This window comes from Sinorhizobium sp. GQ132 (assembly GCF_059758575.1).
In genome coordinates, this window is sequence record NZ_JCAXDX010000002.1 from 323,410 (window position 1) to 345,289 (window position 21,880).

General features: G+C 63.8%; 20 protein-coding genes. 15 read left to right on the forward strand and 5 right to left on the reverse strand.

All coding sequences use genetic code 11. The annotated features are described in order from the left end of the window. Window positions 1-48: 48 nt before the first annotated feature. The 5 genes from AC6CIG_RS05630 to AC6CIG_RS05650 form a co-directional block, all read right to left on the reverse strand. A complete protein-coding gene (locus AC6CIG_RS05630; protein WP_018095525.1) occupies window positions 49-810 on the reverse strand; it encodes an SDR family NAD(P)-dependent oxidoreductase in 762 nt (253 codons plus the stop codon). 4 nt (window positions 811-814) lie between these two features. Next, window positions 815-1,633: an ABC transporter permease gene (locus tag AC6CIG_RS05635; protein ID WP_018095524.1), complete on the reverse strand. Its 819-nt coding sequence runs from the start codon at window positions 1,631-1,633 to the stop codon at window positions 815-817. Then, window positions 1,633-2,499, reverse strand: a complete 867-nt coding sequence (locus AC6CIG_RS05640; RefSeq protein WP_018095523.1) for an ABC transporter permease — start codon at window positions 2,497-2,499, stop codon at window positions 1,633-1,635. Before AC6CIG_RS05640 ends, AC6CIG_RS05635 begins: the two co-directional genes overlap by 1 nt. Before the next feature lie 155 nt (window positions 2,500-2,654). Continuing rightward, window positions 2,655-3,818, reverse strand: a complete 1,164-nt coding sequence (locus AC6CIG_RS05645) for a polyamine ABC transporter substrate-binding protein (protein WP_127711272.1) — start codon at window positions 3,816-3,818, stop codon at window positions 2,655-2,657. Between the two features lie 51 nt (window positions 3,819-3,869). Then, complete coding sequence (locus tag AC6CIG_RS05650; RefSeq protein ID WP_201269685.1) at window positions 3,870-4,991, reverse strand: ABC transporter ATP-binding protein; 1,122 nt, start codon at window positions 4,989-4,991, stop codon at window positions 3,870-3,872. A 142-nt stretch (window positions 4,992-5,133) separates the two neighbouring features. On the opposite strand from AC6CIG_RS05650, the gene AC6CIG_RS05655 reads away from it, so the two are divergent. From AC6CIG_RS05655 to AC6CIG_RS05725, 15 genes are all read left to right on the forward strand, one after another. Further along, entirely contained in the window at window positions 5,134-5,937 is an 804-nt protein-coding gene (locus AC6CIG_RS05655; protein ID WP_018095520.1) for a helix-turn-helix transcriptional regulator, read from the forward strand. A 208-nt stretch (window positions 5,938-6,145) separates the two neighbouring features. After that, window positions 6,146-7,105, forward strand: coding sequence for a sugar-binding transcriptional regulator (locus AC6CIG_RS05660; RefSeq protein ID WP_026168650.1), 960 nt, complete (start codon window positions 6,146-6,148; stop codon window positions 7,103-7,105). Window positions 7,106-7,220: 115 nt separating this feature from the next. After that, the gene (locus tag AC6CIG_RS05665) at window positions 7,221-8,666 is read left to right on the forward strand and encodes an ABC transporter substrate-binding protein (RefSeq protein WP_100671750.1); all 1,446 of its coding nucleotides are present in this window, start codon (window positions 7,221-7,223) and stop codon (window positions 8,664-8,666) included. A gap of 188 nt (window positions 8,667-8,854) precedes the next feature. Next, complete coding sequence (locus AC6CIG_RS05670; protein ID WP_018095517.1) at window positions 8,855-9,778, forward strand: carbohydrate ABC transporter permease; 924 nt, start codon at window positions 8,855-8,857, stop codon at window positions 9,776-9,778. Window positions 9,779-9,789: 11 nt separating this feature from the next. Next, window positions 9,790-10,647 (forward strand): carbohydrate ABC transporter permease, encoded by an 858-nt coding sequence (locus AC6CIG_RS05675; protein WP_018095516.1) that lies wholly within the window; start codon window positions 9,790-9,792, stop codon window positions 10,645-10,647. A gap of 4 nt (window positions 10,648-10,651) precedes the next feature. Further along, entirely contained in the window at window positions 10,652-11,770 is a 1,119-nt protein-coding gene (locus AC6CIG_RS05680; protein ID WP_127711266.1) for an ABC transporter ATP-binding protein, read from the forward strand. Next, window positions 11,767-12,891: an ABC transporter ATP-binding protein gene (locus tag AC6CIG_RS05685; protein WP_127711264.1), complete on the forward strand. Its 1,125-nt coding sequence runs from the start codon at window positions 11,767-11,769 to the stop codon at window positions 12,889-12,891. Before AC6CIG_RS05680 ends, AC6CIG_RS05685 begins: the two co-directional genes overlap by 4 nt. Continuing rightward, window positions 12,891-14,468: an FGGY-family carbohydrate kinase gene (locus AC6CIG_RS05690; RefSeq protein ID WP_018095513.1), complete on the forward strand. Its 1,578-nt coding sequence runs from the start codon at window positions 12,891-12,893 to the stop codon at window positions 14,466-14,468. Before AC6CIG_RS05685 ends, AC6CIG_RS05690 begins: the two co-directional genes overlap by 1 nt. Next, the gene (locus tag AC6CIG_RS05695) at window positions 14,465-15,502 is read left to right on the forward strand and encodes a 2-hydroxyacid dehydrogenase (protein WP_127711262.1); all 1,038 of its coding nucleotides are present in this window, start codon (window positions 14,465-14,467) and stop codon (window positions 15,500-15,502) included. The genes AC6CIG_RS05690 and AC6CIG_RS05695 overlap by 4 nt, the downstream gene beginning before the upstream one ends. Window positions 15,503-15,511: 9 nt before the next feature. Beyond that, a complete protein-coding gene (locus AC6CIG_RS05700) occupies window positions 15,512-16,180 on the forward strand; it encodes a class II aldolase/adducin family protein (RefSeq protein ID WP_018095511.1) in 669 nt (222 codons plus the stop codon). A 4-nt stretch (window positions 16,181-16,184) separates the two neighbouring features. Further along, complete coding sequence (locus AC6CIG_RS05705) at window positions 16,185-17,723, forward strand: glycerol-3-phosphate dehydrogenase (protein WP_127711260.1); 1,539 nt, start codon at window positions 16,185-16,187, stop codon at window positions 17,721-17,723. A gap of 13 nt (window positions 17,724-17,736) precedes the next feature. Then, entirely contained in the window at window positions 17,737-18,792 is a 1,056-nt protein-coding gene (locus tag AC6CIG_RS05710) for a class II aldolase (protein ID WP_018095509.1), read from the forward strand. Beyond that, window positions 18,789-20,072 carry an FGGY-family carbohydrate kinase gene (locus AC6CIG_RS05715; protein ID WP_127711258.1) on the forward strand — a complete coding sequence of 428 codons (1,284 nt, stop codon included), beginning with the start codon at window positions 18,789-18,791 and terminating at the stop codon, window positions 20,070-20,072. The genes AC6CIG_RS05710 and AC6CIG_RS05715 overlap by 4 nt, the downstream gene beginning before the upstream one ends. Beyond that, a complete protein-coding gene (locus tag AC6CIG_RS05720) occupies window positions 20,069-20,914 on the forward strand; it encodes a TIGR01459 family HAD-type hydrolase (protein WP_127711256.1) in 846 nt (281 codons plus the stop codon). Before AC6CIG_RS05715 ends, AC6CIG_RS05720 begins: the two co-directional genes overlap by 4 nt. A gap of 13 nt (window positions 20,915-20,927) precedes the next feature. Next, complete coding sequence (locus tag AC6CIG_RS05725) at window positions 20,928-21,866, forward strand: sugar phosphate isomerase/epimerase family protein (protein ID WP_018095506.1); 939 nt, start codon at window positions 20,928-20,930, stop codon at window positions 21,864-21,866. Window positions 21,867-21,880 lie beyond the last annotated feature (14 nt).

Consider the following 21,880-nt stretch of genomic DNA (forward strand, 5'->3'; position numbering starts at 1 on the left):
AGTCGAATCAGAGGTCTGCGGCCAATCCATCGAGAGATGATTCAGCGATCAGACCACCGTCTCGCCCCCGTCCACCACGAGGATCTGTCCCGTCATGTAGGAGGAACGGTCGGAAACAAGGAAGAGGATCGACTCGGCGATCTCGTCGACGCTCGCCCAGCGGCCGAGCGGAACCCTCTCGCGGATATAGGCTTCGATGGCCTCGCGCCCGCCCATCTGGTCTATGAAGGGTTCGTTGAAGGGCGTGTCGACCCAGCCGGGGCAGAGAGCGTTCACCCTGACACCGTATTTCGCATAGTCGCCCGCCATCTGCCGGGTCATGGCGATGACCGCGTGTTTCGTCGTCGTATAGGCGATCATCTCACGATCGTAGAGGACGCCGGATGAGGACGACGTGTTGACGATCACGCCGCGACCGGCCGCCTTCATCGAGGGCATGACGAGGCGGGCGGCCATGAAATGGGCGCGGACGTTGAGGTTCCAGGACCGGTCGAAACCCGCCACCTCGACCTTTTCCAGGTCGCCGGCGACCTGCGCTCCGGCGTGATTGTGCAGGATGTCGATCCGCCCGTGCCGATAGAGGACATCGGCGATGCCGTCCGCAAGCGCTTCGTCGTCGGTGACGTCGACCGCGAGCGCTTCAGCGCTGCCGCCCCTGGTGGCGATCGCCGCCACGGTTTCGCCCGCGGCTTCCACGCTGCGGTCGACGACGACCACATGGGCGCCTTCGCGGGCCATGATGGCGGCGCCCGCCCGGCCGATTCCGGAGCCCGCTCCGGTCACGATCGCGATCCGGTCATTCAGGATCATGGTTTCACTCCCCGGATTTGCTTTTCTTTTCGCGCATGAGCACGCGGGCGGTCAGGATAAGGAACAGCGAGGCGACCAGGACCAGGGTCGCGATCGCGTTGATTTCCGGCGTCACCCCGCGGCGGATCGAGGCGAAGACATAGATCGGCAGGGTCGTCTTCGAGCCGGCGACGAAGAAGGCGATGATGAAGTCGTCGAAGGAGAAGGTGAAGGCGAGGAGAAAGCCCGCGAGGATCGACGGCAGGATCTGCGGCAGCACGATCAGCCGGAAAGTGGTGAGCGGCGTCGCATAGAGGTCGCCCGACGCCTCGACGATGTCGCGGCCGAGGCTCGCGATGCGCGCCTTGACGATCATGGTGACGAGCGCCATCGAGAAGAGCCCGTGGGCGGCGATGATGGAGCCGTAACCGAGTCCCAGTTGCGGCGGCTGATCGCCCGGCCAGAGGGCTGCGATCGTCGGGTTGACGAAGGAGAAGACAGCGACGAGTGCGACCAGCGTCGCGATGCCGATGACGACGCCCGGGACGACGATCGCCGCGGCGAAGAGAGCATCGAAGAGCGCGCGCATGCGGGAGCCAAGCCGTTCCATGCCGAGCGCCGCCATGGTGCCGAAGACGGCGGCAAGCGTGGCGCTGGTGAAGGCGATGATCAGGCTGTTCTGCAGCGCCGAGACGAGAAAGGTGTTGCCGAGCGCCTTGCCGTACCAGGCGAGCGAAAAGCCCGTGAACTCGCTCGCATTGCGGCCGGCATTGAACGAGAAGAGCACGACCAGGGCGATCGGCGCATAGAGGAAGAGATAGACGGAGGAAATGAAGGCGCGCATCAGACGAGATCCACCTGTCTTGTTCCTGCGACCTTCCAGGCGATTCGCATCGCCACCATGAGCACGACGACGACGACGGCGACGAGTGTCACGGCGATCGCCGATCCGAAGGGCCAGTTCCGAGACTGCAGGAAGAGATCGACCAGCGCATTGCCGATGAAGAAGACCTTGCCTCCGCCGAGCAGCTGCGGGATCAGATACTCGCCGAGAAGCAGGATGGTGACGAGCGCGACGCCCGTCATGACCCCCGGCAGCGACAGCGGCAGAGTGACGCCGAGGAAGGTGGAGACGGGCTTGCCGCCGAGATCGGCGGAAGCCTCCAGCAGGCGGCGGTCGAGCTTTTCCAGGCTCACATAGATCGGCATGATCATCAGCGGCAGATAGCCGTAGACGATGCCGAGCAGCACGGCGCCGGGCGTATTCAGCATGCGGACGTCCTCGATGCCGATCATCGACAGGAGATTGGGAATGCCGCGCGAGCCGAGGATGTACATCCAGGCATAGGTACGCACGAGCAGGCTCGTCCAGAAAGGAACGACGACGAGCGAGACGAGTATGAGGCGGTAGCGCGGATTTGCCTTGACGGCGAGGTAATAGGCGACCGGATAGGCGACGATGAGGCAGAGCAGGGCGCCGGCCGGGGCGAGCATCAGCGTATTCCAGAAGGCGGCCGCGCGAGTCGGCAGATTGGCGAACTGCGCAAAGGTGAAGGCCGGCTGGTATCCGCCTTCAGGCGCCCGCTCGCCAAAGGCGAAGACGAGCATGGCGATGAATGGGAGAACCAGGAAGACGGTGAGCCACGCGGCCGCCGGCGCAATCAGCGCCGCCGTAACCAGTTTCCTCTTCGTGTTCGTTGCTGCCTGCATGGTTTGTCCGTGAACTGGAATGAAACTGCCCCTCACCCTAACCCTCTCCCCGCAGGCGGGGAGAGGGGACTGGGGCGTCGCGGCTTGTGTCCTTCTCCCCGTTAAACGGGGAGAAGGTCGCGGCAGCGGGATGAGGGGCGATCTTGCCCGTATGTTCAAGCCGATTTGAAGCGCGCCATCAACTCGGCGCGGCCGGGATCCGTCAGCGTCACGGCAGCGCCGAATTCGAGCGGGGTGAGGGCCGCTTCGTCCGGATAGACGATCTTGTTCGAGGTGACATCGGTCGGGAGCAGCTTCATGACGCGGCTGTCGGTCGTCGGCGCGCCGTTGGCGATGTGTTCTTTAACGGCATTTTCCGGGGTCATCAGGAAATCGAGCAACGCGTAGCCCGCGGGCTTGTTCGCTGCACTCTTCGGGATCGCATAGAAGTCCGACCAGATCTCGCCGCCGTCCTTGCCGAGCACGAACTTGATCTCCGGCATGTCGCGATTGAGTTGGGCCCCGTCATTGGTCCAGCACATGGTCATCCACGCATCGGTCGCACGCATCGACGGCTGATAGTCGCTGTTGATGGCATAGAGATGCGGCTTGACCTTGATCAGCAACTCTTCGGCCTTGGCGAGCTCCTCGGGCTTGACCGAATTGAAGGAAAAGCCGAGCGAGACCAGCGCGTTGCCGATGGTGGTGAGCTGATAGTCGTGCACCATGGCGCGGCCGTCGGCTTCCGTCATCGCGACCTCGAAGAAGTCCTTCCAGCTCGCAACCGGCGCCTTGATCTTGTCGGAATTCACCGCGATCCCGGTGGTTCCCCAGTTCTTCGGCACGGCATAGGTCTTTCCGTCGACGATGCCTTCATTGGTGAAGCGCCCGTTTTCCGTCGAGGCGTCGTAGTTGGGCAGCTTGGAGAGATCGAGCTCGTCGATCAGGCCGAGCTTCACATAGGTCGAGATCGTGTAGTTCGTGGGCACGAAGAGGTCCCAGCCGGTGCCGCCCGCCTGCAGCTTCGCCAGCATTTCCTCGTTGGAACCGAAGACGTTGACTTCGACCGCAACGCCGGTCGCCGCGGTAAAGGCTTCGAAGGTGGCGGGATCGTGATAGTTCGGCCAGGTGGCGATCGACATCTGTGTGCCGAGGTCGCCGGCGGCGTAAGCGGCGGAGTTGAAGAGGCCGGGCTGGCGCGCCAATACGGCCGTCGCGAGGCCGAGGCCGGTGACGCCGAGGAAGTGACGACGCGAAACGGAGCCGCGCTTCAGGCGCATCAGTTCGTCGGCAAGCTTGTCCGCGGTGATCGGGGCATTCTCTCTGTACCACTTGGTCATGATGCTGTTCCCTTATCGTTGACGTCAATTGTTTGCGACAGATCGGGCCCTTCAGGCCGGAAAGACATGCATTGCATTCGGGTCGAAGCTTAGCCCGATCCTTTCGCCCGGCTCGGCGAGATGGCTGTCGTTCAGGCTGCGGCGGTCTGCGGTAACGAGAAAATCTCCGAGGCCCTCGACCTCGACCGAATATTCGACGGACGAGCCCAGGAAGATACGGTGGGTCACCGTGCCGCGCAGCGCAGCGCTGCCGTCACGCACCAGGCTTATCGCCTCCGGGCGCAGCGCAACCATGACCGGGCCTGCCGTGCCGTTGGCGCGGGCGGGCTTGGCAAGTCCGACGCCATTGGCGAGGAGGACCGCGCCGGCGCCGGGTTCGATGGAACCGGCGATGCGGTTGGCCTTGCCGACGAAGTCGGCGACGAAGAGACTTGCCGGGCGGTCGTAGATCTCCTGCGGGGGTCCGATCTGCACGATGCGGCCGGTGCTCATGACGCAGACGAAGTCGCTCATCGAGAGCGCCTCTTCCTGATCGTGCGTGACGAGCACGAAGGTGATGCCGAGCTCGCGCTGCAGGCTCTGCAGCTCGATCTGCATGGCGGTGCGCAGCTTCTTATCGAGCGCTGCGAGCGGCTCGTCGAGGAGCAGCACCTTCGGCTTGTTGACGATGGCGCGGGCGAGCGCCACGCGCTGCTGCTGTCCGCCGGACATTTCGTGGATCCGGCGCTTGCCGAAGCCGCCGAGGCGGACCATCTCCAGCGCCTCCTGAGCACGCCGGGTGATCTCGGCGGCCGGGATACGGGGACGCATTTGCCTCAAGCCATAGGCGACGTTCTGCTCGACATCGAGATGCGGGAAAAGCGCATATTGCTGGAACACCATGTTGACCGGCCGGCGATAGGCAGGCACGCCGTTCATCGGCTGGCCGCCGATATAGACCATGCCTTCGCTCGGCTGCTCGAAGCCGCCGATCATGCGCAGGCATGTGGTCTTGCCGCAGCCGGATGGGCCGAGCAGTGCAACGAAGGCGCCCTTCGGCACCGCCAGGTTGATGTCCGATACGGCCGTTACGCTGCCATAGCGTTTGGCGACCGAACGGAATTCGATGTCGTTCGTCGAAGCGGATGTCACGTCTGTTCCCTGCGGTCGTTCTTGGAATTGCTCGCGGTTCATGCACCGCCGCTTCCACCGTCATTATCGGATAGCCTAGTCAAAAGCGCCCGGGCCGGTATATACCCCAAGAGAGGTATTTCAACCCAAAACGCCCTGTGGGAGGAGTATACCCCAGAGCGGCGGAGCGACCCGGGAGAACCGTTTGGGCATCGACCTCGACAGACTTTTTCAGGCGATGGCGCCGCTGGTGAACGGCGCCCCGATGGATGACGAGGCTGTCGGCTGCACATTCCGGGGACTGATGTCCACCCTGATGACGTTCGATTACGTCGTCGTCTTCGCCTATCGCGGAAAAGAACGGCCGCTCGACCTTTACAGTACGTTCGACGCCGAGGATCACGTGCTCTTCGTGAGCCTCTATCAGGCCGGACCTTATCTGCTCGATCCGTTCTATCACGCCGCTCGTGCCCCCAAGCCCGGCGTGTGGCGCATGCGCGAACTGGCGCCCGACCGCTTTTTCTCGAGCGAGTACTACCGGACCTACTACGTCCAGACGGGGCTTGCCGAGGAGGTCGGCTTCTTCGTGCCGGTCAGCGAACAGGTCACCGTCGTCCTCTCCTTGATGCGGCGGGAGGCGACGGGGGTCTTCAGCGCGACGGAATTCGCTTTGCTGAAGAAGGCGGAGCTGCTGGTGGCGGCCCTCGTGCGCCATCATTGGGCGGAACTCGACCGTCGCTTCGATATGGCGCTCGCGAAAAAGGGCCGGGGCCGCCGGAAGGCGGCACATCCTCCGGCAGACGGGGTCTGGCGGCACCTCAATCTTACCGAGCGGGAAGCGGCGATCATCGAACTCGTGCTCCAGGGCCATTCTTCCGAATCGATCGGATTGAAGCTCGGCATTTCGACGGGCACGGTCAAAGTCCACCGCCGCAACGTCTATCGGAAGCTCGGCATTTCCTCGCAAACCCAGCTCCTGTCTCTCTACATCAAGAATCTCGGCCATTAGAAGGCGGGCTTCCGCGTCTGCCGATCACCTGACGCCATTGGCTTTTCGAAAACTCCGCGGGACGCATCGCCGATGTGCCCGCGTTTTTTCGGCATGCGACCAACTGAGACTTGACAATTTTTTCAACCCGTGAAAATTATTTCATATCGAGATAAAAATATCATGCGCTGCAAAATTTATCATGCAGCGCAGCATCGGGTGGGAGGATATGGCGAGCATCGGTGGAATGGCTGTCCGCGAGGACGAGGCGAGCATGGCAACCCGCGCCGCCTGGCTGCATTACGCCGGCGGGCTGACCCAGGCCGAGGTCGCCAAGCGCCTGGGGCTCACGTCGCTCAAAGCACACCGGCTGATCATGAAAGCCAACCAGGAAGGGTTGGTGAAAGTCTATATCGACGGGGACGTCTCCGAATGCGTCGAGCTGGAGCAGAAGCTTTCCAGCCGTTACGGCCTGGACTATTGCGAGGTGGTCCCGGACTTCGACAGCGACGACCTGCCGTTGAAGGCGCTCGGCATCTCCGGGGCGCAGTTTCTCAGACGCGAGATAGAGCGCGGAGAGACGGCGTTGATCGGCGTCGGCCACGGACGCACGCTCGCAGCCAGCATCGAGTACATGCCGCGCACGGCGAGCAACAACACGCGCTTCGTTTCTCTGCTCGGCGGGCTCACGCGAAAATTCTCCGCCAATCCGCATGACGTTATCCACCGCCTGGCAGAGCGCACGGGCGCGGAAGCCTATGTGATGCCGGTGCCGTTCTTCGCGAATACGGTCGAGGACCGCGATGTCCTTTTCAGCCAGCGCGGCGTGCGGGAGGTCTTCGATCTCGCGAAGTCGGCCGACCTTCTGATGGTCGGAATCGGTACGGCCGAGCGCGAGGCATCGCTTGTGGCGACCGGGATGATCGAGATGCGCGAAATAGCGGAGATCCAGAAAGCGGGCGGCGTGGGCGAACTGCTCGGCCACTTCTTCGACGAGAAGGGCAGGCCGATAGAGACCGCGCTTTCGAACCGCACCTTCACGCTTGGCCGGCAGGACCTGCAGAACCGCCGCACCGTGGCGATTGCCGGGGGCAGGGTCAAGGCGCGCCCGATTCGCGCGGTCCTGGAGAGCGGGTTCCTGAGCGGACTCATCACCGACGAGCGCACTGCGCAGACGCTCGCCGCTTGAGAAAACACGGGACCGAGGAGCGACGAAAATCGGCGCTGCGGTCCAGGGAGGCAATACCGGTTGGGTAGCCGGCAGCTCAGTCGAGCAGTTTTACCCGTAGTGGAGGAGAAAACAGATGTACGACAAGGAGAAAGACCTCATTGGCGCATTCCTGCGCGGAGAGGTGGACCGTCGCGGCCTGTTGAAGGGCCTTGGCGCGGCAGGCCTGACGGCGGGCACCGCCGGCACCCTGTTCAACATGATGTCGACCCAGGCGCTTGCCGCCGACTTCGACTGGAAGGCACATTCCGGCAAGTCGCTGAAGCTGCTCCTGAACAAGCACCCTTATGCGGATGCGATGATCGCCAATCTTCAGGCGTTCAAGGACCTGACCGGCATCGAAGTCACCTATGACGTTTTCCCGGAGGACGTCTATTTCGACAAGGTGACGGCGGCGCTCTCTTCCGGCTCGTCGGAATACGACGCCTTCATGACCGGCGCCTACATGACCTGGACCTACGGTCCGGCCGGTTGGATCACGGACCTCAACGAGTGGATCAAGGATCCGGCGAAGACAAATCCGCAATATGGCTGGGACGACTTCCTGCCGGGCGTCAAGGCTTCCTGCGCATGGAACGGCCAGCCGGGCGGTGCGCTCGGTTCGGAAGATGCCAAGCAATGGTGCATTCCGTGGGGCTACGAGCAGAACAACCTCTCCTATAATCAGGAGATGTTCGAAAAGGTCGGCGCAAGCGTTCCGAAGAACCTCGATGAACTCGTCGCTACCGCGGCAAAGCTCAACAAGGACGTGGGCGGCGGCGTCTACGGCATCGGCGTGCGCGGGTCCCGTTCCTGGGCGACCATCCATCCGGGCTTCCTTTCCGGCTACGCCAATTTCGGCCAGAAGGATCTGAACGTTTCGGAGGACGGCAAGCTTTCGGCCGCGATGAATACGCCTGAATCCAAGGCCTTCCACGCAAAATGGGTGCAGATGATCCAGGAGAGCGGCCCGAAGGACTGGTCGACCTATACCTGGTACCAGGTCGGCACGGACCTCGGCGCCGGCGCCTCCGCCATGATCTACGACGCCGACATTCTCGGCTACTTCATGAATGGCGGCGATAACAAGATGGCCGGCAAGCTCGCCTACGCGCCGTTTGCCGCCAACCCGGAAGCAAAGGCTCCGACGCCGAACATCTGGATCTGGTCGCTGGCCATGTCCAACTTCGCGAAGGACAAGGATGCGACCTGGTACTTCCTGCAATGGGCATCGGGTCTCGAGCACGCGATCTTCGGCGCGACCAAGATGGACTTCGTCAACCCGGTCCGGGCATCGGTCTGGAAGGACGAGATCTTCCGCGAGCGGTTGAACAAGAGCTATCCCGGATATGTGGAGATGCACGACGTTTCGGCGCCGGGCGCGAAGATCCACTTCACCCCCCAGCCGCTTTTCTTCGACCTCACCACCGAATGGGCGGCGACGCTGCAGAAGATGGTGGCGAAGGAAGTGCCGGTCGACGAGGGTCTCGACAGGCTTGTCGAGAGCATCAACCGGCAGCTCGCGGAAGCCGGGCTCGGCTGATCGCACCTCCGGCTTGGAGCGGAGGCGGGCCGACATCATCGAAGGTTCGCATCCATCCCGCTCCAGGCCAGCCCGCCGCCGGCGGGCCGCCGTTTCGGCACGAAAAGCAAACGGAAGAGGGGGTCTGGCTGCGCCGGCCGCGGCCGACCCCTTATGTCATAGACACAGGCATTTAGACGGAGCTGGCCATGGCTTCAGTAACGCACTCCAGCCCAAGGGGCAGCAGGTTCGGGATCAGCAAGAGGGCCTTGCCCTATGTGCTCTCCCTGCCGGCGCTTCTCGTGTGCATCGGTATCCTGATCCCGTTCTTCACGGCGGTGATCTATTCCTTCCAGCGCTACCGGCTTAGCCAGCCCTGGGCACGCCAGTTCAACTGGGGTGAGAACTATCTGAACTTCTTCACCGATCCGGGTTTCTGGAACACGCTGAAGATCTCGCTGCTCTATGCCGGCGTCACCGTGACCCTGGAGCTGCTGCTCGGTCTCGGCATCGCGCTGCTCTTGCAGCGCCGCTCCACGGTCAACAACTTCATCTCGATCATGCTGCTCCTGCCGCTGATGACGGCCCCGGCGCTCGCCGCGCTGATGTGGAAGCTGATGACCAATCCCGGCTTCGGAATCCTGAGCTATCTCGCAAGCCTCGTAGGCCTTGAGAATTTCCGCTGGGCCTCGTCGCCGGACACGGCGCTGCTGACCGTCGTGCTGGTCGACATCTGGGTCTATACGCCCTTCATCATGATCCTGCTGCTCGCGGGCCTCCGCTCGCTGCCGACGCAGCCTTTCGAAGCGGCGGCGCTCGACGGCGTGCCGCGCAGTTTCGTCTTCTTCCGTATCACCTTGCCGATGCTGACACCCTATATTCTGACGGCGACGCTCTTCCGGCTGCTCGATTCGATCCAGCAGTTCGACATCATCTACGCGATGACGCAGGGCGGACCCGGGGACACGCTGACGGTCTTCCAGGTCGAGGCTTACCTCAACTTCTTCCAGTCGACCAATGTGGGGCGTTCCGCGGCGCTGCTGATCATCCTGTGGGCGATCACCTACGCCCTGTCGAACATCTTCATCAAAAACTGGCTCCGGCTGCGCGAACGCGCCCGCGGCGAAGCGTAAGGAGGCCGAAAATGGAAACCACCTCTCCGGTCGAAAGGCTCCTGCGCGGCGTCGCGCTCACCCTGGTCGTCGTCTTCTTCATGTTTCCGATCATCTGGATCTTCCTCATGTCGTTCCAGACGAACGAGACGATCCTCAGAATACCCCCATCGGTGGTCTTCACGCCGACGCTCGAGAATTATGCGGCGCTGATCACCGGCAAACTCCAGACCGCTTCCGGCACGCTCGATATCGCCTTCATGCGCAATCTCGGCAATTCGGTTCTGCTGTCGGTCGCTTCCGTAGCTCTGGCGCTGGTCCTCGGCGTGCCGGCGGCCTATGCCTTCGCGCGGCACAAGTTCAGGGGGTCGGAGGACATCGCCTTCACGCTGCTCTCCTTCCGCTTTGCGCCGCCGTTGCTCGTGCTGCTGCCCCTGACGCAGTATTTTCAGTGGCTCGGCCTCTCGAACACCTATTTCGGTCTCATCTGGATCTACCAGCTGATCTGCCTGCCGCTCATCCTCTGGATCGTGCGCGGCTACTTCGAGGACATCTCGGCCGATGTCGAATATGCCTACCGCATCGCCGGCCACTCCTGGTTTTCGACGTTCCGCAAGATCGCCCTGCCGCTGGCAGGTCCCGGGATCGCAGCGGCCGGTCTGCTCGCCTTCATCTTCGCGTGGAACAATTTCGTGTTCGCCCTGGTGCTGGCGTCCGCGGACAAGCAGCCGGTGACAGTCGGCGCGCTGGCTTTCGTCACGGCCTCGGGCATCCAGTACGGCCAGATCGCCGCCGCGATCGTGCTCTCGATCACGCCGACGCTCGCACTCGCACTCTACGCCCAGCGCTACCTCGTCGAAGGCCTGTCGCTCGGTGCGGTGAAGGGATAATCGAATGACAACACTGCAACTGAAAAACATCGTCAAGCGCTACAAGAGCCAGGCGGTTCTGGACGATCTCTCGCTCGACGTGGCCAATGGCGAGCGACTGGTGCTCTTCGGCCCGTCCGGTTCCGGCAAGACCGTTCTGCTCCGGCTGATCGCCGGCGTCATCGAACCGGATGGTGGCCGGGTCCTGATCGGCGGCGAAGACATGACCGACGTGGACGCGGAGCATCGCGGGCTCGGCATGGCGTTCCAGAACTTTGCACTGTTCCCGCATATGAGCGCCTTCGACAACATCGCCAGCGCGCTGACCTCGCGGAAATCGTCCCGGGACACGATCGCCGCCGGCGTGCACAAGGTCGCAAAGCTCCTGAAGATCGATCATGTGCTGAGCCATCATCCGAAGGCGCTTTCCAACGGCCAGAAGCAGCGCACGGCACTTGCCCGCGCCCTCGTGGGCTCGCCGCCGCTGCTGCTTCTCGACGATCCGCTTCGCAACGTCGACGCGAAGCTGCGCTTCGAGATGAGGCTGGAACTGCCGCGCCTGCTCGCCGCTCAAGGGGCAACCGTCATCTACGTCACGCAGGACTATAAGGAGGCAATGGCGCTCGGCGACCGCATCGCGGTCATGGCGCATGGGCGTATCCGCCAGATCGGGACGCCGGCGGAAATCTACAACGCGCCCGCCGATATAGAGATCGCCCGGCTCTTCGGCGATCCGACCATCAACCTGCTCGATGTCGTGCCGCAGCGCGGATCGGACGGCGCGTTCGTAGAACTCTCCGACATGCGGCTGCGCCTGCCGGGTTTCGGCGCCCAAATTGTCGGAAAACAATGCGTTCTCGGCCTGCGCCCGGAGACGATCGGTTTTGCCGAAGCCACCGCGCAGGGCGCGATCCCCGTGACGGTCGAGGCGGAAACGCCGCTCAACGAGAAGACCGTGACGCTGGCGCTGACCGCGCGCGGCCGCGAGATCTTGGTGTCCCGTCCTGCCGGTACCCCCGGCCCGGTCGCCGGACCGGCGCATATCGCAGTCGACGGTCGGGCGGCCTTTCTGTTCGACAAGGCGACGGGCCAGCGCATCCTTCCTTCCGAACTGGCATCCAAGCGCGATGGAGAAGCGGCATGAACGCTACCGCTCTTTTGATCGACAACGTCGACAAGTTCTATGGCCCGGTCGACTACGGCGTTCACGCCGTGAAGCAGCTGAACATGGAGGTGAAGAAGGGTGAGATCATCGCGCTTCTGGGCTCCTCCGGCTGCGGCAAGACCTCTACCCTTCGCATGATCGCCGGCTTCGAACCGGTATCGCGCGGCACGATTTCGGTCGCCGGCCGGCAGGTGCATATGCTTGCGCCGGTCCGCCGCAACGTCGCCATGGCTTTCGAAGGCTATTCGCTCTATCCGCCGCTCACGGTGCGCGAAAACATAGCTTTTGCGCTCAAGGCGTCGAAGCTCTCGCAGAGCGTCGTCGAAGAGAAGGTAGCGAGCATCGCCAAGCTGCTCGAGATCGAGGATATTCTCGGACGTTATCCGAGTTCGATTTCCGGCGGTCAGCAGCAGAGGGCGTCCCTCGGACGCGCGCTTATCCGCGACGCCGACCTGCATCTCCTCGACGAACCGATGGGCCAGCTCGAGCCGCAATTGCGCGCCGTGCTGCGCGGCCGTATCAAGCACTACATCAAGGAACGCGGGCTCACCGCCATTCTCGTCACCCACGATCAGACCGAAGCGAACGCGCTCGCCGACCGGATCGCCGTCATGGAAGGCGGCGTGCTGCAGCAGTTCGATACGCCGCAGAAGATCAAGGAACGGCCGGCGAATCTCTTCACCGGAACCTTCGTCGGCGAGCCGCCGATGAACGTCTTCGAGGCAAGCGTCAGCGGCACGGACGCCCGCGTGACCTTCGGCCTCAAGGACGGGGTCCGGCTCGAATACCAGGCCGCCGATTTCTCCCATGCCGTCCGCAATGCGCTGATGAAGCGCCAGAATGTGGTTCTCGGCATCCGACCCTATTCCGTCCGGCGCAGTGCAGACGGGGTGACGGGGCGCGTTGCCGTCAATCAATGGCTCGGCGACCAGACCCATATCGCGGCCGATTTCGCCGGCGGCACCATGGTGCTCGTCGAACACGACCGTACCAGCCTGGAGATCGGTCAGCCGATCGGCATCCGGCTCGACCCTGCAAGCCTGCACGTCTTCGACAGCGAGAGCGGTATGGCGATTTCGCACGGCGAGGAGCTCGCCTGATGCGCGACATCCTCATCGGCATCGATGCCGGGACGTCGGTCATCAAGTCGGTCGCCTTCGATCTCGGCGGCCGGCAGCTGGCGATGACGGCGGTTCCGAACAGCTATGAGGCGGTGGGCCGCACCGGCAGCGTTCAGGAGTTGCGGCGCACCTGGACGGACACGGTCAAAACCCTGGTCGAGCTCTCGGCCAGGATCGAGAACCTCCCTGGCCGTGTTGCCGCCATCGCGGTGACCGGTCAGGGGGACGGCACCTGGATGATCGACAGAGAGGGCGAGCCGGTGGGCAAGGGCTGGCTCTGGCTCGATGCGCGCGCCAGCGCAATCGTCGAACGCCTGCGGGCCGAAAGCGGCGATGCGGAGCGTTTCTCGCGCACCGGCTCCGGTCTTGCCGCCTGCCAGCAGGGCCCGCAGTTGCGCTGGATGAAGGATCATGCACCGGAAATGCTGCAAGGTGCTGCGACCGCTTTCCATTGCAAGGACTGGCTCTATTTCAATCTCACGGACAGGCGCGCGACCGATCCCTCGGAAGCGAATTTCACCTTCGGCGATTTCCGCAAGCGCCAGTATTCCGACGACGTGATCGACTTTCTCGGTCTCAACGAACTCAAACACCTGCTGCCGGAAATCGTCGACGGGGCGAGCACGCATCACCCTCTCTCGGCTGCCGCCGCAGCCGCCACGGGCCTGCCGGCGGGGACGCCGGTGGTGCTCGGCTATGTCGACGTCGTCTGCACCGCGCTCGGCGCTGGCCTCTACGATCCCGGAACCGACACGGGCTGCTCGATCATAGGCTCGACAGGCATGCACATGCGTCTGGCCGCCGGCGCCGACGATGTTCGGCTCAACCAGGATCACACCGGCTACACCATGTGCATGCCGATTCCGGGCACCTATGCGCAGATGCAGTCGAATATGGCTGCGACGCTCAATATCGACTGGATCCTGCAGTTTGCGGGAGGTCTCCTCAAGGGCATGGGGATCGAGAAATCGAAGAACGATCTGCTCGCCCATGTGGATGGCTGGCTTTCCGAGGCGAACGAGACTCCGCTTCTCTTCCAGCCCTACATTTCGGAGGCCGGTGAGCGCGGCCCCTTTGTCGATGCTTCGGCCCGCGCCTCCTTCGTCGGGCTTTCGATCAATCACGGCTTCGGCGACATGGTACGCGCGGTCTTCGACGGTCTCGCCTTTGCCTCGCGGGATTGTTACGCCGCGATGGGGCCGCTGCCGGCCTGCGTTCGGCTGTCGGGCGGCGCTGCGCGCAGCGCCTCGCTGCGCCGCATTCTCGGCGGGGCTCTCGGCGCCAGCATCCAGACGAGCGAACGCGAGGAGGCGGGTGCCGCCGGTGCGGCGATGATCGCCGCCGTCTCTCTCGGCATTTATCCCTCGATGGCCGACTGCGTCCGCGAATGGGTGCGGCCCCACCATCGGCCGGCAGAACCCGCGGATGAAGAGCTTGCGCGCCGCTATGACGCGCTTTTCCCCGCCTACAAGCAGTCGCGCCTAGCGCTTCAACCCGTCTGGCATGCGCTCTCCCACGCAGCCGGAACGGGAAACCAACAGGAAAGACCGCAATGAAGAAGATAGCCATTATCGGCGACCGGTTCATGCTGCCGGATGTTTTTCGCGACAAGATCGTCGAGGCATGCGGCGACGGGCATGAGATCAGCATGCTCGAACTGCCCTGGCCGGACGTGCCGATGGAGCACGGCTATGCCGTGGAGGGTATGGACGGCCTCAAGGAATATCTCGGCAAGCCCGGCGAAATCGTCGACTTCGTCGGCGATGCCGAGATCCTCGTGACGCAGCTTGCGCCGCTGTCGCGAACGATGCTGGCCGACCTGCCGGGATTGAAGCTCGTCGCCGTGTCGCGCGGCGGTCCGGTCAATATCGACATGAAAGCCGCTCGCGAAGCGGGCGTCCTCGTCGTCAACACGCCCGGCCGCAATGCGAGTGCCGTCGCCGAATTCACGATCGGCGCCATCCTCGCGGAGACGCGCCTTATCCGCGTGGGGCACGAAGCGCTGAGGCGGAGCGAATGGCGGGGCGATCTCTACCGTGCCGACCGCACCGGTCGCGAGCTTTCCGAAATGACGGTCGGCGTCATCGGCTACGGCAATATCGGCACCAAGGTGGTCCGCTTGCTTCGTGCTTTCGGCACCAAGGTGCTCGTCCACGATCCCTATGTTCAGCTCAGCGCCGAAGACAGGAATGCCGGCGTCGAGCACGTCTCGCTCGACGAACTGCTTGCCCGCGCCGACCTGGTGACGCTGCATCCGCGCGTCAGCGAAGAGACGAAAAACATGATGAATGCGGAAACCTTCGCGAAGATGAAACCGGGGGCGATCTTCGTGAACACGGCCCGCGGACCGCTCTGCGACTATGACGCGCTTTACGAGAATCTCGTCAGCGGCCATCTCGCAAGCGCGATGCTGGAGACATTTGCCGTCGAGCCCGTGCCGGAAGGCTGGCCGCTGTTGAAACTTCCCAATGTGACGCTGACGCCGCATATCGCGGGCGCGTCGGTACGCACCGTGACCTATGCGGCCGAAATGGCCGCAGAGGAAGTGCGCCGCTACATCGCCGGCCTGCCGCCGGTCAATCCGTGCTGAGGTGGGACGATGAACGAACTTCAACTGCGCCAGTCGATCATCGACCATTGCCGCCACATGAATGCGATCGGCCTCAACCAGGGCACTTCGGGCAATATCAGCCTGCGCCATGGCGGCACGATGCTGATCACCCCGTCTGCGATCCCCTATGCCGAGATGACGCCTGAGATGATCGTCGCCATGCCGATCGACGGCGAGTATGGCGCCTGGGCAGGCCCCAAGAGGCCGTCGGTCGAATGGCCCTTCCACCTCGACATTCTGCGGGCGCGGCCGGATGTCGGCGCCGTCGTTCACACCCACGCGACCTTCTCGACAATCCTCGCGATCGCGCGCAAGCCGATTCCCGCCTGCCACTACATGATCGCCGCCTTCGGCGGTACCGACGTGCGCGTCGCCGATTACGCCCGCTACGGCACGAAGGCGCTGTCGGAGAACGTGCTGAAGGCGATGGAGGGGCGTTCCGCCTGCCTCATGGCCAATCACGGCATGATCGCGACCGGTTCGAGCCTGGAAAAGGCGATGTGGGCGGCGGTCGAGCTCGAGACGATCGCCAAGCAATATTACCACGCGCTCCTGATCGGCGGCCCGGTGGTCCTGCCGCAGGAGGAAATCGCCGGCGTCATCGAGGGATTTGCCACTTACGGCCATCAGGACAAACCCAACGGCGAGGCCGCCTGACCGCATGACGACGACAGGAGACAAGCACGTGAGTTCCGAACCCGGCACATACGACCTTTTCGTCATCGGCGGCGGCATAAACGGTGCGGGCATTGCCCGCGACGCGGCAGGGCGGGGGCTCTCCGTCCTGCTCTGCGAGAAGGACGATCTGGCGCAGGGCACGAGTTCCCGCTCCGGCAAGCTCGTTCATGGCGGCTTACGCTACCTCGAATATTACGAGTTCCGCCTGGTGCGCGAAGCCCTGATAGAGCGCGAGGTTCTGCTGGAATCCGCACCTCACATCATCTGGCCGATGCGTTTCGTGCTGCCGCACAATCCGGCCGACAGGCCGGCCTGGCTCGTACGGCTCGGCCTCTTCCTCTACGATCACCTGGGCGGCCGCAAGCGCCTCCCCGGCACGCGGGTGCTCAACCTGCGCACGGCCCCGGAAGGCGCTGCGATCAAGCCGGCCTATCGCAAGGCCTTCGAATATTCCGACTGTTGGGTGGACGACGCCCGCCTCGTCGTGCTCAACGCGCTCGACGCGAAAACGAAAGGCGCCCGGATACTGACCCGCACCGCCTGCACCGGTATTCGCCGGCGAGGCGACCTCTGGCATGTCGAGATGACCGATGCCGCGACCGGAGCGAAGACGGAGGCCAAGGCGCGCTGCGTGGTCAACACCGCCGGGCCCTGGGTCAACGACGTGATCGGCCGCGTTGCGGGGCTGAATTCGAGCCGCAGCGTTCGCCTCGTCAAGGGCAGCCACATCGTCGTGCCGAAGTTCTGGGAGGGGCGGCAGGCCTATCTCGTCCAGAACCCCGACAAGCGCGTGATCTTCATCAATCCCTATCAGAACGATCTGGCGCTGATCGGCACCACGGATATTCCCTATGACGGGCGGCCGGAGGACGTTACGGCGGACGAAAACGAGGTCGCCTATCTCCTGAAATCCGTCAACCGCTATTTCAAGCAGCAACTGGCGCCGGGCGACATCCTTCACAGCTTCTCGGGTGTGCGTCCGCTTTACGACGACAATGCCGAAAATCCGTCGGCGGTGACGCGCGACTATATTTTCGAGCTCGACGCCGCCGGCAAGGACGCGCCGCTGCTCTCGGTGTTCGGCGGCAAGATCACGACCTTCCGCAAGCTCTCCGAGCACGCGCTCGAACGGTTGAAGCCTTTCTTTCCGAAGATGGGCCCGGCCTGGACGGCGCGTGCGCATCTGCCGGGCGGCGACATGGCGGATGCGGATTTCGACCAGTTCCTCGGCGACCTGCGCGCGCGCTACCGATGGCTGCCGTCGGACCTCGCCAAGCACTACGCCCGGCTTTACGGCACGCGGGCGCATGATCTGATCGGCAGCGCCACCTGTCTCGACGAGCTCGGGGCGGCGTTCACGCCGCTCTTCCGGGAGCGGGAAGCCCGCTTCCTCATAGAGAATGAATGGGCGCGAACGGCGGAAGACCTGATGGAACGGCGCACGAAACACGGCCTGCATATGAGCGACGCCGAGAAGCGGGCCTTCAGCGGCTGGTTCGAGGGCCAGCAGGCTGCGGCGTGAGAAGGAAGAATTGATGTTGCGAAGCTCCGAATTCGAAGCGCTTCTCGATCTGTCGGCGCGTGTCGGCGCCGATCCGGATCTCGTTCAGGGCGCGGGCGGCAATACCTCGATCAAGGAAGGCGGAACCCTCTGGATCAAGGCTTCCGGCCTGTGGCTTGCCCATGCACGTCGGCGCGACGTGATGGTCGCGGTCGCGCTGGACCCGTTGCTCGACGCATTGGAGCGGGACGACCCGGCGACGGAGAAGGCGCAGGATTTCGTCGTCGAGGATCTGAACCCCTCGGGCCTCAGGCCGTCGATCGAAACCACGGTCCACGCGCTGATGCCGCAGAAGGTGGTGGTTCATGTCCATTGCGTCGAGACGATCGCGACCGCCGTTCACGCCGACGCGGCGGCGATTGCCGAAGAGAAGCTTCAGGGCATTCCCTACGCCTTCGTTCCCTATGCCAGGCCGGGGCTGCCGCTCGCCAAGGCAATTGCCGAGCGGATTCGGGATGACACCTCGGTCCTGGTACTCGGAAACCACGGGCTCGCCGTCGCCGCCGAGACGGTCGCGGACGCGGCGCGTCTTCTCGCAGAGGTATCCCAGCGCTTCGCCGTGCCCGTGCGGCGGGCGCCTTCCGCCGACCTGGAGGCGCTGTCGCGCCTTGCGGTCAACAGCGCCTATCGGCTGCCCGACGACGGGCGGATCCACGATGCCGCGACCGATCTCGAAAGCTGCAGAATTGCTGCGGGAGGCAGCCTCTATCCGGACCACGTGATCTTTCTCGGCAAGGGATCGGTTGTCGCCGCTCCGGGAGAGAACGCGCTCTCTCTCGAAGAGGGATTCCGTCGCGCGGGAGAGAGCCTGCCGCCGGTCCTTCTCTTTCCCGGCAAGGGCGCCTTGGTGCTCAAGGATATCTCTGCCGGCGCGCTCGCCATGGCGCGCTGCCTTTCGGACGTGACGGCGCGAATCCCGGAGGGTGCAAGGCTGCGCTATCTCACCGATGCGGAAAACGCGGAACTTCTCGGCTGGGACGCGGAAAAATACCGCCAGCAACTGAACCGTGCAGGGCAGGTGCTGCAATGAGCGGCCAGGGCAAGCTCGTTCTCGGCATCGACCTCGGCACGTCCGGTGCACGTGCCGTGGCGATGACCGCTGCGGGCGAGATCGTCGCGTCGGGCGCAGCCAGGCTTGCCGCCTTTTCCGACGACCATCGCGATCCGCTTGGCTGGTGGAAGGCTGTCCAGGCCGCGCTTGCGCAGGCACTCGAAGCCGTCGACGGCTCGCATATATGTGCGCTCGGCATCGACGGCACGTCGGGCACCATGCTCCCGGTCGCTGTCGACGGAGCGCCGCTTGCGACGCCGCTCATGTATAACGACCCGGTCGGTGATCCCGCCATTCTGGAGCGCATCGCCGTCCATGCACCCAAGGAGAGTGCGGCACATGGCGCGACATCGGGCCTGGCCAAGCTGCTGACCTTCCAGTCGCTGCCGGAGGTCTTCCGTGTCATTCACCAGGCCGACTGGATTGCCGGCCATTTCACCGGGCTTTATGACGTCAGCGACGAAAACAACGCGCTGAAGACCGGCTACGATCCCGTTGCCCGCAACTGGCCGGAATGGCTTGCGCGGACCGGCGCGCGTATCGATCTTCTGCCCGACGTTCTGCCGGCGGGGGCGCCGGTCGCGACGATCTCGCCGGCCGCGGCGAAAGCCTTCGGACTGCCGATCGAAGCCGTTATCGTTGCGGGTACGACGGATGGCTGCGCCTCCTTCCTTGCGACCGGCGCTGACCGGCCGGGTGACGCCGTCAGCGCGCTGGGCACGACGCTGACGGTGAAGATGCTCTCCGACAAGCCGCTCTTTGCCCCGGAATTCGGGCTCTACAGCCATCGGATCGGCGATATGTGGCTTGCCGGCGGCGCCTCCAATACAGGTGGTGCGGTTCTCGCCGCGCATTTCAGCAACGATCGGATCGCCGAGCTTTCGGAGCAAATCGACCCGGCGAGCGACACGGGCCTCGACTTCTATCCGCTGCTGAAACCCGGAGAGCGGTTCCCGGTGGCCGATCCCGCCTTCATGCCGCGCATGGAACCGCGCCCGACGGAGGACGCCGAATTCCTGAAGGCGATCTTCGAAGGCATCGCGGGGGTCGAGCGTCTTGCTTATGAGCGGCTCGTATCCCTCGGCAGCCCGGCCCTGGGCTCGATCCGCACCGTCGGCGGCGGCGCGAAGAACGGGGTGTGGACCGAAATCCGAAAACGGAGGCTCGCCGTTCCCTTCCTGCCGGTGCTATCGGAAGAGGCGGCTGCCGGCGCCGCTCGCCTGGCGCTGTCGGGAGCGAAAGAGGCGGGCGTGCTATGAGCGTCGTCCGGGAAATTCCAGCCCTCTCTGCGATATCGGACGCATATGATGCCTTTCTCGTGGATCAATACGGAGTGCTGAGAGACGGGCGCGGGCCCTATCCGGGTGCGGCGGAAACGCTTGTCCGACTCAAACAGGCAGGAAAGCGGGTCATCATCCTCTCCAATTCCGGCAAGCGCTCGGCCGAGAACGATCGGCGGCTGGAGGCACTCGGTTTCCAGGGCGGAAGCTGGGACTGGTTCCTGACCTCGGGAGAGGTTGCCTGGCAGCTCTTGAAACGGGAGGCCGAAGGCGAGGGCGGCGCAGCGCGCAAGTGCCTGCTGATCAGCCGCGACGGCGATCAGTCGCCGCTCAAGGGGCTGAATCTCGTGCGCACCGAGAGCGGTGAAGACGCCGACATCGTTCTGCTGGCGGGGAGCGAGGGCGATATCCATCCGCTTGCCTATTACGAAGATCTGCTGGGACCGGCTGCCCGGCGGGGCATCCCGTGCCTCTGTACCAACCCGGACAAGGTTATGCTGACGGGGAGCGGCCCGGCCTTCGGCGCCGGTCGCATCGCCGAGCTTTACGAAGAGCTGGGCGGTCCTGTGCGCTGGATCGGCAAGCCGTTTGCCGACATCTACGACTTCGCGCTCGATTTTCTCGGGCGGCCGGAGCCGCGGCGCGTCTGTGCCATAGGCGACAGCGTCGAGCATGACATTGCCGGGGCTGCGGCGGCCGGGCTCGGCTCGGTGCTCGTCGCCACCGGAATTCTCGAGCAGCGGTCGGACGCGGAGCGCCGGCAACTCTTCCGGAAGCACGGTGCGAGCCCCGATTTCATCCTCCCGAAATTCCTCTGGTAGCAAGGAGCCGGCAATGGCCTTCACGCTGTCGCTCAACACCAATCCTCTGGTCAACCGCTTTGCCGAGGCGGACGACCTGATCGACACCATCGCCGAGAAGATCCGCATCGGTTACGTCCAGCTCACCCATGAATTCGTCAATCCAGGCTGGCCGGCGGCGACGATCAACAAGACGCTGCGGCAGTTTCGAACGGCGCTCGGCCGAACCGGCGTGAAAGTCACCTCCGGCATGACGGGCCCCTATGGCCGTCTCAATCATTTCGGACATCCCGACCCGGACGTCCGGCGCTATTATGTCGACTGGTTCAAGACTTTTGCCGATATCTCCGCCGAGCTCGGCGCCTCCGGCATGGGCACGCAGTTCGCGATCTTCACGCTCAGGGATTATCACGACCCGGCGCGTCGCGAGGAGCTGATGGCAATCGCCATCGAATGCTGGCGCGAGGTGGCAGAGCACGCCAAGGCCGCGGGCCTTTCCTATGTCTTCTGGGAGCCGATGTCGGTCGGCCGGGAGTTCGGCCACACGATCGAGGCGTGCAGGGCGCTCGACCGGCGTCTGGCGGCAGCCGACCTGCCGATCCCGATGAGGATGATGGTCGACATCGATCATGGCGACGTCACATCGCCGAACGCCGCCGACGTCGATCCCTATGCCTGGGCGGAGGCCTTTCCGCGGCAGTCGCCGATCATTCACGTCAAGCAGTCCTCGATGAACAAGGGCGGACATTGGCCCTTCACGGCCGCCCACAACAAGGACGGCAGGATCACGCCCGAACGACTGCTCGAGGCCGTCAGGAGGGGAGGCGGGACGGACAACGAAATCTGCCTGGAGCTTTCCTTCCGGGAGCGCGAACCGACCGACCGCAACGTGGTGGAAATGATCCGGGAGTCGGTTGAATTCTGGGAGCCCTTTATCGAAACGGGATTCAATGCTTCGAAATTATCACAATGAAATGTAACAAAATC